Source organism: Erwinia magellanica (genome assembly GCF_039023495.1).
GTDB lineage: Bacteria > Pseudomonadota > Gammaproteobacteria > Enterobacterales > Enterobacteriaceae > Erwinia.
Genome location: NZ_JBCHVC010000003.1, coordinates 1 through 14,153, shown reverse-complemented (window position 1 = coordinate 14,153; position 14,153 = coordinate 1). Strand labels below are relative to the sequence as shown.

General features: G+C 54.2%; 17 protein-coding genes. 9 read left to right on the top strand and 8 right to left on the bottom strand.

What is annotated here, in order from left to right; genetic code table 11:
- Window positions 1-120 precede the first annotated feature (120 nt).
- The 5 genes from AAH450_RS11825 to AAH450_RS11805 all read left to right on the top strand — a co-directional run bounded on the left by AAH450_RS11825 (window position 121) and on the right by AAH450_RS11805 (window position 5,317).
- Window positions 121-942 (top strand): prepilin peptidase, encoded by an 822-nt coding sequence (locus AAH450_RS11825; RefSeq protein ID WP_342910412.1) that lies wholly within the window; start codon window positions 121-123, stop codon window positions 940-942.
- A gap of 93 nt (window positions 943-1,035) precedes the next feature.
- On the top strand, window positions 1,036-3,177 hold the full coding sequence (locus tag AAH450_RS11820; RefSeq protein ID WP_342910411.1) for a lysine decarboxylase LdcC: 2,142 nt from the start codon (window positions 1,036-1,038) through the stop codon (window positions 3,175-3,177).
- Window positions 3,178-3,253: 76 nt separating this feature from the next.
- Complete coding sequence (locus AAH450_RS11815) at window positions 3,254-3,643, top strand: VOC family protein (protein ID WP_342910410.1); 390 nt, start codon at window positions 3,254-3,256, stop codon at window positions 3,641-3,643.
- A gap of 59 nt (window positions 3,644-3,702) precedes the next feature.
- Window positions 3,703-5,007 carry a tRNA lysidine(34) synthetase TilS gene (tilS, locus tag AAH450_RS11810; protein ID WP_342910409.1) on the top strand — a complete coding sequence of 435 codons (1,305 nt, stop codon included), beginning with the start codon at window positions 3,703-3,705 and terminating at the stop codon, window positions 5,005-5,007.
- Between the two features lies 1 nt (window position 5,008).
- A complete protein-coding gene (locus AAH450_RS11805; RefSeq protein WP_342910408.1) occupies window positions 5,009-5,317 on the top strand; it encodes a c-type cytochrome in 309 nt (102 codons plus the stop codon).
- Between the two features lie 35 nt (window positions 5,318-5,352).
- Here the strand turns inward: AAH450_RS11805 and rof are convergent, their stop codons facing one another.
- Both rof and AAH450_RS11795 read right to left on the bottom strand, forming a co-directional pair.
- A complete protein-coding gene (rof, locus tag AAH450_RS11800; protein ID WP_342910407.1) occupies window positions 5,353-5,616 on the bottom strand; it encodes a Rho-binding antiterminator in 264 nt (87 codons plus the stop codon).
- Window positions 5,603-5,803: a YaeP family protein gene (locus tag AAH450_RS11795; RefSeq protein ID WP_318788902.1), complete on the bottom strand. Its 201-nt coding sequence runs from the start codon at window positions 5,801-5,803 to the stop codon at window positions 5,603-5,605. Before AAH450_RS11795 ends, rof begins: the two co-directional genes overlap by 14 nt.
- A gap of 125 nt (window positions 5,804-5,928) precedes the next feature.
- On the opposite strand from AAH450_RS11795, the gene AAH450_RS11790 reads away from it, so the two are divergent.
- From AAH450_RS11790 to AAH450_RS11780, 3 genes are read left to right on the top strand one after another with little or no spacing between them, the layout of a single operon-like run.
- Complete coding sequence (locus AAH450_RS11790) at window positions 5,929-6,483, top strand: YaeQ family protein (RefSeq protein WP_342910406.1); 555 nt, start codon at window positions 5,929-5,931, stop codon at window positions 6,481-6,483.
- On the top strand, window positions 6,480-6,902 hold the full coding sequence (gene arfB, locus AAH450_RS11785; RefSeq protein WP_318788904.1) for an alternative ribosome rescue aminoacyl-tRNA hydrolase ArfB: 423 nt from the start codon (window positions 6,480-6,482) through the stop codon (window positions 6,900-6,902). Before AAH450_RS11790 ends, arfB begins: the two co-directional genes overlap by 4 nt.
- 23 nt (window positions 6,903-6,925) lie before the next feature.
- Window positions 6,926-7,324: a copper resistance protein NlpE N-terminal domain-containing protein gene (locus AAH450_RS11780; RefSeq protein ID WP_342910405.1), complete on the top strand. Its 399-nt coding sequence runs from the start codon at window positions 6,926-6,928 to the stop codon at window positions 7,322-7,324.
- A gap of 200 nt (window positions 7,325-7,524) precedes the next feature.
- Here the strand turns inward: AAH450_RS11780 and proS are convergent, their stop codons facing one another.
- From proS to metN, 6 genes are all read right to left on the bottom strand, one after another.
- Window positions 7,525-9,243, bottom strand: a complete 1,719-nt coding sequence (gene proS / locus AAH450_RS11775) for a proline--tRNA ligase (protein WP_342910404.1) — start codon at window positions 9,241-9,243, stop codon at window positions 7,525-7,527.
- A gap of 112 nt (window positions 9,244-9,355) precedes the next feature.
- Window positions 9,356-10,063, bottom strand: a complete 708-nt coding sequence (tsaA, locus tag AAH450_RS11770) for a tRNA (N6-threonylcarbamoyladenosine(37)-N6)-methyltransferase TrmO (RefSeq protein ID WP_342910403.1) — start codon at window positions 10,061-10,063, stop codon at window positions 9,356-9,358.
- Window positions 10,060-10,464: an Rcs stress response system protein RcsF gene (gene rcsF, locus AAH450_RS11765; RefSeq protein ID WP_342910402.1), complete on the bottom strand. Its 405-nt coding sequence runs from the start codon at window positions 10,462-10,464 to the stop codon at window positions 10,060-10,062. Before rcsF ends, tsaA begins: the two co-directional genes overlap by 4 nt.
- A 147-nt stretch (window positions 10,465-10,611) precedes the next feature.
- Window positions 10,612-11,427, bottom strand: a complete 816-nt coding sequence (locus AAH450_RS11760) for a MetQ/NlpA family lipoprotein (protein WP_318788909.1) — start codon at window positions 11,425-11,427, stop codon at window positions 10,612-10,614.
- A 26-nt stretch (window positions 11,428-11,453) separates the two neighbouring features.
- A complete protein-coding gene (locus AAH450_RS11755) occupies window positions 11,454-12,107 on the bottom strand; it encodes a methionine ABC transporter permease MetI (protein ID WP_306207756.1) in 654 nt (217 codons plus the stop codon).
- A complete protein-coding gene (gene metN / locus AAH450_RS11750; protein ID WP_318788910.1) occupies window positions 12,100-13,131 on the bottom strand; it encodes a methionine ABC transporter ATP-binding protein MetN in 1,032 nt (343 codons plus the stop codon). Before metN ends, AAH450_RS11755 begins: the two co-directional genes overlap by 8 nt.
- A 176-nt stretch (window positions 13,132-13,307) precedes the next feature.
- On the opposite strand from metN, the gene gmhB reads away from it, so the two are divergent.
- Window positions 13,308-13,868, top strand: coding sequence for a D-glycero-beta-D-manno-heptose 1,7-bisphosphate 7-phosphatase (gmhB, locus tag AAH450_RS11745; RefSeq protein ID WP_342910401.1), 561 nt, complete (start codon window positions 13,308-13,310; stop codon window positions 13,866-13,868).
- The last annotated feature ends 285 nt before the right edge of the window (window positions 13,869-14,153 follow it).

Genomic DNA, 14,153 nt, shown 5'->3' with positions numbered 1-14,153 from the left:
TCATCAAAAAAACCGGCATGCAAACAGTCTGGAATACGCCTTCCAGTTTTTAACCCGGCTTATTTTTTCTGCCATAAGAAGGGGTAAGATGGCCTGTGAACCTCACAGGGAGAAGAGGCGATGACGCTGTCACTATGGCTGATAACAATGTGTGGACTGGGTCTGCTGGCTGGCAGCGTGGTGAACTGCGTTACCTGGCGTCTGCCGGTGATGCTGCAACAACAGGCGCAGAGAGAATGGCTTCAGCTCTCCGGTCTGCTCCCGCCGGAAGAGAAGGGGCAGGCGCGCTTCAATCTGTTTTTGCCCCGTTCCTGCTGCCCGTGCTGTCGCAGCCCGCTGGCTTTTTACCATACTATTCCCCTGTTGAGTTGGCTCCTGCTAAAAGGCCGTTGTCACCGTTGCCAGCATCGTATCAGCTGGCGTTATCCGCTGGTGGAGCTGGTGGCCGCCCTGTGCAGCGGCTGGATTGCGTACTGCTGGCCTCCGGGAGAAACGGCGTTTGCCCTCGCGCTCTCTACCTGGCTGCTGATAGCGCTGACAGCGATCGATATCCAGCACATGCAGTTACCCGATCTCCTGACCCTGCCGCTACTTTGGCTGGGCCTGCTGACGAATTTGAAGGGGGCGCTGGTGCCGCTAAACGAGGCCGTTATCGGAGCCGTTGCGGGCTATCTCTCTCTGTGGTTACTCTTTTGGGGATTTAAGCTGGCAACCGGAAAAGAAGGGTTAGGCTATGGCGATCTCAAGCTGCTGGCAGCTTTAGGGGCCTGGTGTGGCTGGCAGCGTTTGCCAACACTGCTGCTCTATGCTGCATTCATGGGGATACTCGCTGTTCTGCTATTACGCCTGGCAGGGCGAAGCATGCAGGATAATCCGCTGCCGTTCGGCCCCTGTCTGGCGCTCTCTGGCTGGTGGCTACTGGTTACCCCTTCGGTAACCTGATGAGATAAGACCGGGCTTTGGAACACTTTGCGCCTGCAAGGCAGCAATCTTCGCTATGCTTACCCATGCAACATTGTTACCAGGAGGTAAGCATTGAATATCATCGCGATCATGGGACCGCATAACGCATTTTATAAAGATGAACCCATCCGTGAACTGGACGGGGCGTTGGCCACTCAGGGGTTCCAGACCATCTATCCAAAAGATGCCAACGATCTGCTGAAGCTGATTGAGCATAATCCCCGCATCTGTGGCGTCATCTTTGACTGGGATGAACACGGAATGGATTTATGCTGCGAGGTTCAACTGCTGAATGAATACCTGCCGCTTTATGCGTTTATCAATACCCATTCCACGATGGATGTCAGCGTCAATGAATTGCGCATGGCTATCTGGTTCTTTGAATACGGCCTGGGCGCAGCGGAAGAGATTGGCCAGCGTATCCGTCAGTACACCAATGAATATATCGACACCATTACCCCCCCGCTGACCAAAGCGCTGTTTACCTATGTGAAAGAGGGGAAATATACCTTCTGTACGCCGGGACATATGGCCGGGACGGCCTTTCAGAAAAGCCCGGTTGGCACGCTATTTTATGATTTCTTTGGCGCGAATGCGCTGAAGGCTGACGTCTCTATTTCGGTAACCGAGCTGGGATCGCTGCTTGACCATACCGGCCCGCACCTGGATGCCGAAGAGTATGTGGCGCGCACGTTTGGCGCGGAGCAGAGCTATATGGTCACTAATGGCACCTCCACCTCGAACAAAATTGTCGGGATGTACGCTGCCGCCGCAGGCAGTACGGTGCTGATTGACCGTAACTGCCACAAGTCTCTGACCCATCTGTTGATGATGAGCGACATTATCCCCATCTGGCTGAAGCCTACGCGCAATGCGCTGGGTATTCTTGGCGGCATTCCTAAGCGTGAATTCACTAAAGAGAGCATCGCGCTGAAGGTGGCCCAGACGGAACGGGCCACCTGGCCGGTTCATGCGGTGATCACTAACTCCACCTATGATGGGCTGCTCTATAACACCCAATATATTAAAGAGACGCTGGACGTCCCTTCCATCCATTTTGATTCAGCCTGGGTTCCTTATACCAATTTCCATCCTATCTATGCTGGTCTGAGCGGGATGAGCGGCGAGCGCACGCCGGGAAAAGTCATTTATGAAACGCAGTCGACTCACAAACTGCTGGCTGCCTTTTCTCAGGCTTCGTTGATCCATATTAAAGGGGACTACGACGAGCAAACCTTTAATGAAGCCTACATGATGCACACCACCACCTCACCCAACTACGCTATCGTGGCTTCAATTGAGACGGCAGCGGCTATGCTGCGAGGAAACCCCGGCAAACGGCTTATCAACCGCTCGGTTGAGCGCGCGCTGCATTTCCGTCGCGAAGTCCAGCGGCTGCGGGAAGAGTCCGACGGCTGGTTCTTTGATATCTGGCAGCCGGAAGGGGTAGATGAACCGGAATGCTGGCCGATCCAGCCGGGAGATGAAGAGTGGCACGGCTTTATGGACGCTGATGCTGATCATATGTATCTGGATCCGATCAAGGTGACGATCCTGACGCCGGGGATGAGTGAGCAGGGCGTGATGGCGGATCAGGGCATTCCTGCCGCGCTGGTGGCTAAATTTCTGGACGAACGCGGTGTGGTAGTGGAAAAAACCGGCCCCTATAACCTGCTGTTTCTGTTCAGCATCGGCATTGATAAAACCAAAGCCATGAGCGTGCTGCGCGGGCTGACCGAATTCAAGCGGGCTTACGATCTTAATCTGCGCGTTAAAAACATGCTGCCGGATCTCTACGCTGAGGATCCTGATTTCTACCGTAATATGCGCATTCAGGATCTGGCGCAGGGGATCCATACGCTGATCCGCCAGCACGATCTGCCGCGGCTGATGCTACAGGCCTTTGCCACACTGCCAGAGATGAAAATGACACCGCATCAGATGTTTCAGCAACAGGTAAAAGGCAACGTTGAAACGGTCGATATCGCCAGGATGGTGGGCCGCGTCTCTGCCAATATGATCCTGCCTTATCCGCCAGGGGTGCCGGTGGTGATGCCAGGAGAGATGATCACGGAAGAGAGTCGGGCCGTGCTCGATTTCCTGCTGATGCTTTGCACTATTGGCCGACATTACCCCGGTTTCGAAACGGATATTCACGGCGCAACCCTGACCGATGAAGGGCAGTACCTGGTGCGGGTACTGAAAGCGGACTAAATCCAGAATTGTGCCATTGTGGGCGCCGGAGCGGCTGCGTAAGGTAGGGCATGGAAGCCATTATCAAGGAATTATTATGTTAGGTCTTAAAAAGGTTCACCATATCGCCATTATTACCGAGCAATATCAGGTCAGTAAGGCCTTCTATTGTGACATCCTGGGGTTCACCCTGATGGGCGAAGTGTACCGTGAAGCGCGTGACTCCTGGAAAGGGGATCTGGCTCTGAATGGTGAATACACTATTGAGCTTTTCTCCTTTCCCTTTCCGCCAGCGCGTCCTACGCAGCCTGAAGCCTGCGGCCTGCGCCACCTGGCTTTCAGCGTGGATGACGTTGACGCTGCGAAACAGCATCTGGAAGCACACGGCGTGGCCTGCGAGCCGGTGCGTATCGATCCGGTAACCGACAAGCGCTACACCTTCTTCTCCGATCCGGATGGTTTGCCGCTGGAGCTGTATCAGGCGTAAGATAGTGCCATTCTGACCCGGTCAGGTCTGGCCGGGTTGCCAATTTTTACGGAAATTTCATGCCACTGCATTCTCTTGCCCATCATCTCCATGGCCACCAGCAACTGCTGGTTGGGTACAGCGGTGGGCTGGATTCCACCGTATTGCTGCACCAATTGGTGAAGCTGCGTGAGCAGCGTCCCGAACTGCACATCCGCGCAATTCATATTCATCATGGTCTGAATCCTCTGGCGGACAGCTGGGTGGAGCATTGTCAGCAGCAGTGCAGTCGCTGGCAGGTGGAGCTGGTGGTGGCTCGCGTAACGCTGGCTCCAAAAGGAAAAGGGATTGAGGCAGCCGCGCGGGCGGCGCGTTATCAGGCTTTTACTCAGCATCTGCGGCCTGCGGAGTGTTTGCTGACTGCCCAGCATCAGGACGATCAGTGTGAAACTTTGCTGTTGGCACTGAAGCGCGGCAGCGGACCAGCAGGATTATCTGGCATGGCGGCTGAATCCTTTTCCCCCGGCCAAAGATTGCTCAGGCCTCTGCTCTCTCTTACCCGTCAACAGCTGGAGGCCTGGGCCGCAGAGCATGCGCTGAGCTGGATAGAGGATGACAGCAATCAGGATACCCGTTTTGATCGCAACTTTTTGCGGCAAACCGTGATCCCACAGCTGGTCAGCCGCTGGCCGCATTTTTCGCAGGCCGCAGCACGCAGCGCCGCGCTTTGCGCTGAACAGGAGCAGCTGTTAGACGAGCTACTGGCAGATTCCCTGCGCGAACTGGTGGACAGTGAAAATGGCCTGGCCTGGCCTCCTCTGCTGGCGATGAGTGAGGCGCGGCGTGCTGCGCTGATCCGGCGCTGGATAGCGTTACAGCATGGCCTGATGCCTTCGCGTGAGGCGCTTGTCCGCATCTGGCAGGAAGTGGCCTGTAGTCGGGAAGATGCAGAACCCTGCGTGCGGCTGGGGCAGTTTGAAGTCCGCCGCTTTCGCGACAGGCTTTACTGGCTGGCGGTAAATCAGCCGGTGGCCGGGCTGGTGCTGCCCTGGCCCCAGGAAGAAAAAACGCTCGCTCTTCCTCAGAACTTAGGGTGGTTGCAGTGGAATAAAGAGGGCATGAAGGTTCGCGCACCGTTCAAAGATGAAGAGGTGAGCGTACGCTTTCAGGCACAGGGGAAATTCCATTTAACGGACCGGGCGGGCAGTCGGTCGCTGAAAAAAATCTGGCAGGAGAAAGGGGTTCCACCCTGGCAGCGAGACCGTACCCCCTTACTTTTTTATGGCGACAGGTTGATCGCCGCAGCAGGCGTGTTCGTGACCCGGGAAGGCGATCCGGAAAACTATTCCTGCTGGCACCTTAGCTGGAACAAGGAACAGCAATAAAATGAAAAGAGTCGTGTTAATGATGGCGTTAATCGTGCCTGGTGTATCCTGGGCCGCAGGCAATGTGCAGGCAGGGCAGCAAAAAGCCAGCGCCTGTCAGGCCTGTCATGGTGCAGCAGGAAAGGCCAGCGTGCCGCTTTACCCGCATCTTGCCGGGCAGAATGCTGCCTATCTGGCCCATGCTTTACAGGCTTACAAGAAAGGGGAGCGCAACGGTGGTCAGGCAGAGGTCATGAAGGCGTTTGTCGCGGGGCTGAGTGACGGAGATATTGACGATTTGGCGGCTTATTATGCCACTTTGCAACCCTGAGAAGGGCAGGGGCGGAATTTATTCCGCCCGGAAGATTAGTCAGATTCGCTGACGACGACAGTGCCTAAGTCGGGATGGCTGAAGCTGGCGATATGGTCCAGCCGCAGCTCACGGACTTCACCGGAAAGATCGATGGCGAGATATTCCACGTTTTTGCGTGACACCATATCAGTCGCTTTCGCCTTCAGTTTTTCACCATCTTTCAGTTCCAGCGTCAGCGTCCAGCTGTTCTGGCAGGCGAGTTCGAGGTTGTCATAATCATCGCAGTTTATCGGTTTGTAGACTTCATTCATTAACATAATCGCTCACCAATAAGTTTGCAGCAGCAAAGGCTGCCTGTTCCCTGACAGAAGAGGGTAGCTCTGAATTTGCCGCTACCTCATCGAGTGCTTTCAGGACGCAACTTAATGCGTCCGGCACGTATCCCAGATCGCCGCTGCCGATTTCAGCGTACTTACGGCGAACTAATTCACAATACTTTTGCATGTGCACCTCACCCAGGGTTGCTATTTAACGACTATAACACAGGCTTTTGCGGGAAATCAGCCCACCGGCGAGTGATTTGCTCTCTCAACGGGTTACAATGGCAGGTATTGACGATAAGGAACCCCATGGCACTTAAAGCGACCATTTATAAAGCGACGGTAAACGTTGCAGATATGGACAGAAATGTTTTTCTCGACAGCAGCCTGACCCTGGCCCGGCACCCTTCTGAAACCGAGGAGCGGCTGATGCTGCGGCTGCTGGCGTGGCTGGTAAACGCGCATGAACGATTGACCTTTACCCGCGGGTTAAGCGCGGAAGATGAGCCAGAGATCTGGCTGCTTAACGATCATAATGGTATTGAGGTTTGGGTTGAGCTGGGCCTGCCGGAAGAGAGAAGGGTGAAAAGAGCCTGTAATCGCTCAGCCAGCGTAGTGTTATATACCTATAATGGACGTGCAGCGCAGATCTGGTGGCAGCAGAACCAGAGCAAACTCGCCCAGCAGGATAATCTGACGGTACGGTTCCTGGATGATGAGCAGCTTAAAGCGTTGACCCGGCTGGCTTCGCGCTCTATGACCTTACAGGCGACCATTCAGGATGGCACGATCTGGCTCTCCGACGATCAAAATCATCTGGAGCTGCGCTTTACGGACTGGCTGATTAACGGCAAGCTGGCATGATTATTTTGTCACGCAACGTCACAATTCCTGACGGTGAACTGGAGCTGACGGCTATCAGGGCGCAGGGCAACGGCGGACAAAACGTCAATAAAAGCTCGACCGCCATTCATCTGCGCTTCGATATCCGCGCCTCCAGCCTGCCGGAGTTCTATAAAGAAAAACTGCTGGCGGCCAGCCATCACCTGATAACGCCGGAAGGGGTGGTGATCATCAAAGCGCAGGAGTACCGCAGCCAGGAGATGAACCGGGAAGCGGCGCTCAGGCGGCTGGAGAATTTGATCCAGGAACTGACCGTGGTTGAGAAAACGCGGCGGGCCACGCGCCCGACGCTGGCATCAAAGAAACGCCGGCTTGAAGGAAAGGCGCGTAAGGCCTCAACCAAGTCACTGCGCGGCAAAATGCGCGGCACGCCGGAATAACCCTGACAAAACGGAGAGGCTGTGTGAAAAAAATTGTTATAGCGATGCTGGTAACACTCTCTTTTGGCTCACTTCTCGGCTGCCAGAATCACGACTCTGTCTCTGCCAGCCAGAGGCCAGAAACGACGGTGCAACAATTTAAAGGGGTTATCCCCTGTGCCGATTGCGAAGGTATAGAGGTGACGTTGCTGCTTCAGCAGGGTGGGCGCTACAGCCTGAACCAGAAGTACCTCGGTTCCGATAATGTTCAGACCCGGCAGCAGGGACGCTGGAGCAGAACCGCTGAAAAATTGGTGCTGGTTTCAGACCAGGGAGAGAAACGCTATTTCCGCCCGCTGGAAAGTGGACTGGAGATGATGGATACCCACGGGAACCCCATCGAAACTGCTAACAGCTACCGACTGGCACCGGTACAAATTTGATCGTGGCGTTAAAGAAGAGCTTCTGGTGAACAGGTAGCCACTGATAACGGATGTCGGGGCGGTGCTGAACGCTGAATCCTGCGGAGCCGGGTAACCGTACCCACTGCATAACCAGCCTGAAATAAACGGGGCGGCTTAAGTATCAGCCGCCCCGTTTTACTCTCTGCTTTTCCCTCCCTCGATGTCAGGGAGTGAGCATGTTAGCCGTTGATTTCAGCTACCAGGAAATCAAGGATTTCGCTGGTTTTGATCATGCGCTTCTCGCCTTCACGACGGGATTTGTACTCAATCTCTTCGCTGTCGAGATTGCGGTCGCCAATCACGATGGTGTGCGGCACGCCAATCAGTTCCATATCGGCAAACATCACGCCAGGGCGCTCTTTACGATCGTCCAGGATCACCTCAATGCCTTTGGCACGCAGCTGAGCATAAAGCTCTTCTGCCAGCTCCTTCACGCGGAAAGATTTATGCATGTTCATAGGCAAAATCGCAACCTGGAACGGGGCCAGGGCAGCAGGCCAGATAATGCCGCGATCGTCGTGATTCTGCTCGATCGCCGCCGCTACAATGCGGGTAATGCCGATGCCGTAGCAGCCCATCATCAGGATCTGATTGCGCCCATCTTCACCCTGCACAGAGGCCTTCATCGCTTCTGAGTACTTGGTACCCAACTGGAAGATATGGCCCACTTCGATGCCGCGTTTGATCTGCAACGTCCCTTTCCCATCCGGACTGGCATCGCCTTCCACTACGTTACGAATATCCGCCACGTGCGGTAAAGGTAAATCACGCAGCCAGTTGATGCCGGTAAAATGCTTGCCGTCAATGTTAGCGCCTGCACAGAAGTCACTCATTACCGCGACGCTGCGATCAATAACAACAGGCATCGTCAGGCCAACCGGACCCAGTGAGCCAGGGCCGGCACCAACGACAGCGCGGATCTCCTCTTCGGTAGCGAAGGTGAGCGGGGCAGCAACCAGATCAAGCTTTTCAGCTTTAATTTCGTTGAGTTCATGATCGCCACGAACCAGCAAGGCAACCAGCGAATGGCCGCTCTCTTTGGTCGCTTTCACCATCAGCGTTTTTACGGTTTTCTCAATGGGCAGGTTGAACTGCTCGACCAGCGCCGCGATGGTTTTCGCCTCTGGCGTATCAATCTGCTGCATCTCCTGACGGGCATCGGCACGCCCGCCCGCAGGCGCTACCGCTTCGGCAAACTCAATATTGGCTGCGTAGTCAGAGTCGGTAGAGAAAACCACATCGTCTTCGCCGCTCTGTGCCAGCACCTGGAACTCATGTGATGCGCTGCCGCCGATAGAACCGGTATCAGCCTGCACCGCACGGAAATCTAACCCCATCCGCCTGAAGCTCTGGCTGTAGGCGCGGTACATATCATCGTAGGTGGCCTGTAAAGACTCCTGCGATGCGTGGAAAGAGTAGGCATCTTTCATGATGAATTCACGTGAACGCATCACGCCAAAACGTGGGCGGACTTCATCACGGAATTTAGTCTGGATCTGGAACACGTTCAGCGGCAGCTGTTTGTAAGAGCTAAGCTCGTTACGGATCAGATCGGTCACCACCTCTTCATGCGTTGGACCGAGTACGAAAGGTCGATCGCCACGATCTACGAAGCGCAGCAGCTCCGGGCCATACTGTTCCCAACGTCCACTTTCCTGCCAGAGATCGGCTGGCTGTACCACCGGCATGGAGATCTCAATCGCACCGGCGTTGTTCATCTCTTCACGCACGATGTTTTCAACTTTTTTCAGAACGCGCAGGCCGGTTGGCAACCAGGTATATAACCCAGAGGCCAGCTTACGGATCATCCCGGCACGCAGCATCAGCTGGTGGCTGATCACTTCTGCGTCGGCAGGCGTCTCCTTTTGGGTGGAGAGCAGATATTGAGTAGTACGCATGAGTTACGATTCCATTTATGCGGAAAGCTATACAAAGACAGCAGGGCAAAAAAAAATTCTGACGGCTAGTGTACCAGCGTGTCCGAAGAGTCAAAAGATGCAGGGTAACAAATTAACGGGGATCGAGCGCAATCACCACGGTTCCCGTGGCGTTAACGCACCAGCGTACGTTGAAATCCAGCAGCCAGGCGGCATACTCACGTTCCGGCTCTTCCCCTTTTCGGTAAGCGGGGCGCGGGTCCTGCGCCAGAACCTGAGTGATAAAGCGTTCCAGATGCGGGTACTGCCTGCCATAGAGCGCAAGCTGTTGCTGAGCCTGGGGTGAAAACGTTACCGGCATGGCCGCTTCCGGAGCCTGTTGGGCAAAGCCTGCCCGCGCTTCCGGTAGGGCTTCGGCAAAGGGCAGGTAAGGCTTAATGTCGACGACCGGGGTGCCGTCCACCAGGTCCAGGCTCCCCAGTTCCAGCACCACGGCGCCTTTTTCTGTGCGGACGCCTTTCAGTTCCACCAGCGACATCCCAATGGGGTTTGGCCGGAAGGTAGAACGTGTGGCAAAAACGCCCATCCGCGCATTACCGCCCAGCCTGGGAGGGCGAACGGTTGGCCGCCAGCCGCCCTCCATGGTCTGATGAAAAACAAAAAGCAGCCACAGATGACTGAACGCTTCCAGTCCGCGAACGGCTTCAGGCTGATTGTAGGGCGCGCAAAGATGAAGCTCTCCGCCGCCATCCTGAATCAGACCTGGCTGACGGGGAACGGCAAACTTCTCCTTCCAGGGGGAGTGTATGGTGCCGATTTGCTGGAAGGAAAATTCACTCATTGATTGGAAACTTTCAGTGCAGAACCCTGACATACGGCCTGACGGTAGCAGCCCTGAGCATTGCTGACGACTTCACACTGATGGACCAGTACCGCATTCGCCTTCATGTTTGACGCGCGGATCTGCATTCTTTTACGGGCGGTATTGAGATTTGGCGGCGAGCTTTGTGCCGTTGCCTGACAATCATCACCATACACTTCACCCAGGTCGCGGAACGGCTTGCTGACCAGATCGCCGGCATCCGTATACAACTTTACCGGCACAGGGCGTGGCTGCGGTTTACTGGCTCCGGACTGAGTTTGTGTTGTCTTCTTAAAGGGTTCGACAGGCTTATAAGGCTTATGCAGCAACGAACACCCTGTCAGCGAGAGGGCTAACAAACAGAGCGGTAAAACACGCATGGGACAATCCTCTGGTTCGGATAAAGTGGGCGTTATTGAAACAAGCCTTCGGGGAAATAACAAGCGCTTAAGAAGGCAAAAGCGGGCATAAGCCCGCTTTTGCGCTGTGGAAAGAGGGGCCGCAGTGTTAACTGCATAAAGACCCGCTTACCAGCCTTTAACGGCACCGCCATTGAAAATCTTGTTAGCGGCATCGTTCACTTCGTCAGACTGGTAGGCCTGAACGAATTTCTTCACGTTTTCTGCATCTTTGTTATCTTCACGCGCCACAATCATGTTCACGTAAGGCGAATCTTTATCTTCAACAAAAATGCCATCTTTTGCCGGCGTCAGATTGATCTGGCTGGCATAGGTGGTGTTGATAACAGCCAGCGCGATCTGCTGGTCGTCCAGCGAGCGTGGCAGTTGAGGAGCTTCCAGCTCAACCAGCTTGATGTTCTTCGGGTTCTCAACCACATCCAGAGAGGTTGGCAGCAGGCCGGTGCCCTCTTTCAGTTTGATCAGGCCCACTTTCTGCAACAGCAGCAGTGAACGCCCCAGGTTGGTTGGATCGTTAGGAATAGCAACCTGCGCGCCGTTTTGCAGCTCGTCCAGCGATTTGATTTTTTTCGAGTAGCCAGCAATCGGGTAAACGAAGGTGTTGCCGACAGTCACCAGCTTGTAGCCACGATCTTTGATCTGCTGATCGAGATAAGGCTTGTGCTGGAAAGCGTTAACATCGATGTCGCCTTTGCTCAGCGCTTCATTCGGCAACACGTAATCGTTAAAGGTGACCAACTCAACGTCCAGACCATATTTATCTTTGGCAACCTGCTTAGCCACTTCAGCAACCTGCTGCTCGGCACCCACAATCACCCCTACTTTAATATGGTTTGGATCTTTCTCTTTCTGATCGCAACCTACCAGCGCCAAAGTACCAATCAGCGCGCCCACAGCGGCAAATGTTTTAAAGTTAAAAGACATATCCCTTCCTTAATTTCAATGAGCTGTTATTTATGTGTGACAGCACGTGCAATGCGGTCGCCACAGAATTGAATCAAATACACTAAAACAACTAACAACACTAATACCGTATTCATCACCGTTGCGTTATAGCCGATATAACCATACTGAATACCGATCTGCCCCAGACCACCGGCGCCCACGGCACCGCCCATTGCAGAGTAACCAACCAGAGTAATCAGCGTAATAGTCGCGGCGTTAATCAGGCCTGGCAGCGCTTCCGGCAGCAGGACTTTTTTCACAATTTGCAGCGGCGTGGCGCCCATTGCGCGGGAAGCCTCAATCAGACCGGTTGGCAGTTCCAGCAGCGTATTCTCAACCATGCGGGCAATAAAGGGCGCAGCGCCGATGGTCAGCGGCACAATAGCGGCCTGCAAACCAATCGATGTCCCTACAATCATGCGCGTGAAGGGGATCATCCAGACCAGCAGAATAATAAAAGGAATGGCGCGGAAGATGTTCACCACCGCAGAGAGAAAGCGGTAAAGAGAACGGCTTTCAATAATCTGTCCCGGACGGGTGACATAAAGCAGAACGCCAAGTGGTAAACCCAGCACGAAGCCAAAGAAGCCCGAGACAAAGGTCATCACCAGCGTCTCCCAGACACCCCGGCAGAGAAGAAGGATCATTGCCTCAGACATAACCTAATACCTCAACCTTTACATGATGCTCTTTCAGGAACGTAATTGCCGCCTGCGTGTCGGCCTCGGTGCCATGCATCTCGGTCAGCATGATGCCGAACTTCACGCCACCAGCGTAATCCATCTGGGCACTGATAATATTGTTATTCACGTTGAAACGGCGAGCCGACTCGGAGAGCAGCGGGGCATCCACAGACTGGCCGGTAAATTCCAGACGCAATAAAGGTACGCTTCCGGGCTTATTCTCCGCAGAGAGACGCAGGCTGTAATCTTCCGGAATATCCAGATGCAGCGTGGACTGGATAAACTTCTGTGCCAGAGGCGTCTTGGGATGGGAGAACACTTCGCTAACCGTGTCCTGTTCAATCAACTGCCCGTTACTGATAACCGCAACCTGATCGCAAATACGTTTCACCACGTCCATCTCATGCGTGATCAGTAAAATGGTGATGCCCAGGCGACGGTTAATGTCTTTCAGTAATTCAAGGATTGAACGGGTGGTCGCCGGATCCAGCGCGCTGGTGGCTTCATCACACAGCAAGACTTTTGGATTGGTGGCCAGCGCACGGGCAATGGCCACGCGCTGCTTTTGCCCACCGGAGAGGTTAGCGGGCCAGGAATCGTGCTTATCAGCCAGACCAACCAGCTCAAGCAGCTCTTTTACCCGTGCGGCAATCTCGCCGCGTGACAGTTTTCCCAGCTCCAGCGGCAGGGCAACGTTGCCAGCCACGGTGCGTGAATTCATCAGGTTAAAATGTTGGAAAATCATGCCAATCTGGCGACGAGCCTGAGTCAGCTCGCTTTCTGACAGGCTGGTCAGCTCCTGATCGTCAACCAGGACTTTGCCAGAGGTTGGGCGCTCAAGCAGGTTAACGCAGCGGATCAGGGTACTTTTCCCGGCACCCGAGGCGCCAATAACGCCATAAATTTGTCCGGCAGGCACGTGCAGGCTGACATCAGACAGCGCTGTGATTGTGCGCGTCCCCTGCTGGAACACTTTAGTGATAGAGTTAAGTTTTATCATTTTATTATCGTAGTGCAGTTATCCGTGGCGTGTAATGAGTGCCTCGCCCAGGGGCAGGCGATTGGATGTTAAGGCATCCAGATGGCTAAATCAATCAAAGTCATTCAAACTGCCGTTCTCACCCTACACGCAATCATGCGATACTCTACGGCAACATTAGTAGCAGGAGTTTCTACGTGACAGACAAAGTCCCCGCCATATTTCTGGATCGTGATGGCACGATGAATGTGGATCATGGTTACGTCCATGAGATCGACAACTTTCAGTTTATAGATGGCGTTATTGAGGCGATGCAGGAACTGAAAAAGATGGGCTACGCGCTGGTGATGGTGACCAATCAGTCTGGTATCGCGCGCGGCATGTTCTCTGAAGATACCTTTATGAAGTTGACCGAATGGATGGACTGGTCGCTCGCTGACCGCGATATCGATCTGGATGGCATCTATTTCTGCCCGCATCATCCTGAAGCAGTAGTAGAAGAGTATCGCCAGCAGTGCGACTGCCGCAAACCCGAACCGGGTATGCTGCTGGCAGCGGAGAAAGAACTGAACATCGATATGGCCGCTTCTTATATGGTTGGCGATAAAATTGATGACATGCTGGCAGGCAAAGCGGCAGGTGTAGGTACAAAGGTGTTGGTTCGCAGCGGGAAGCCGGTAACGGAAGAGGGCGAAAAAGCAGCCGATTGGGTGATTAACAGCCTCGCTGACCTGCCTGCGCGCATCAAACAGGGCTAAAAAGCAGCGTTCTGCACGAAGTTTCAGCGGTTGATAAAAAAGTTCAGATTTATGCTTGCCTTCCCACGGCGCATCCCTATAATGCGCCTCCATCGAACGGCAACGAGCAAACGCTCAGCGTGCTGAAAGATGAAGAGAAAATTCCTGATTAAGGGGTTGACTCTGAAAGAGGAAAGCGTAATATACGCCACCTCGCAGTAACGCCTCCGGGTGCTTACCGCAACGCTCTTTAACAATTTATCAGACAATCTGTGTGGGCACTCGCAGGATTGATATCAGCGCCGC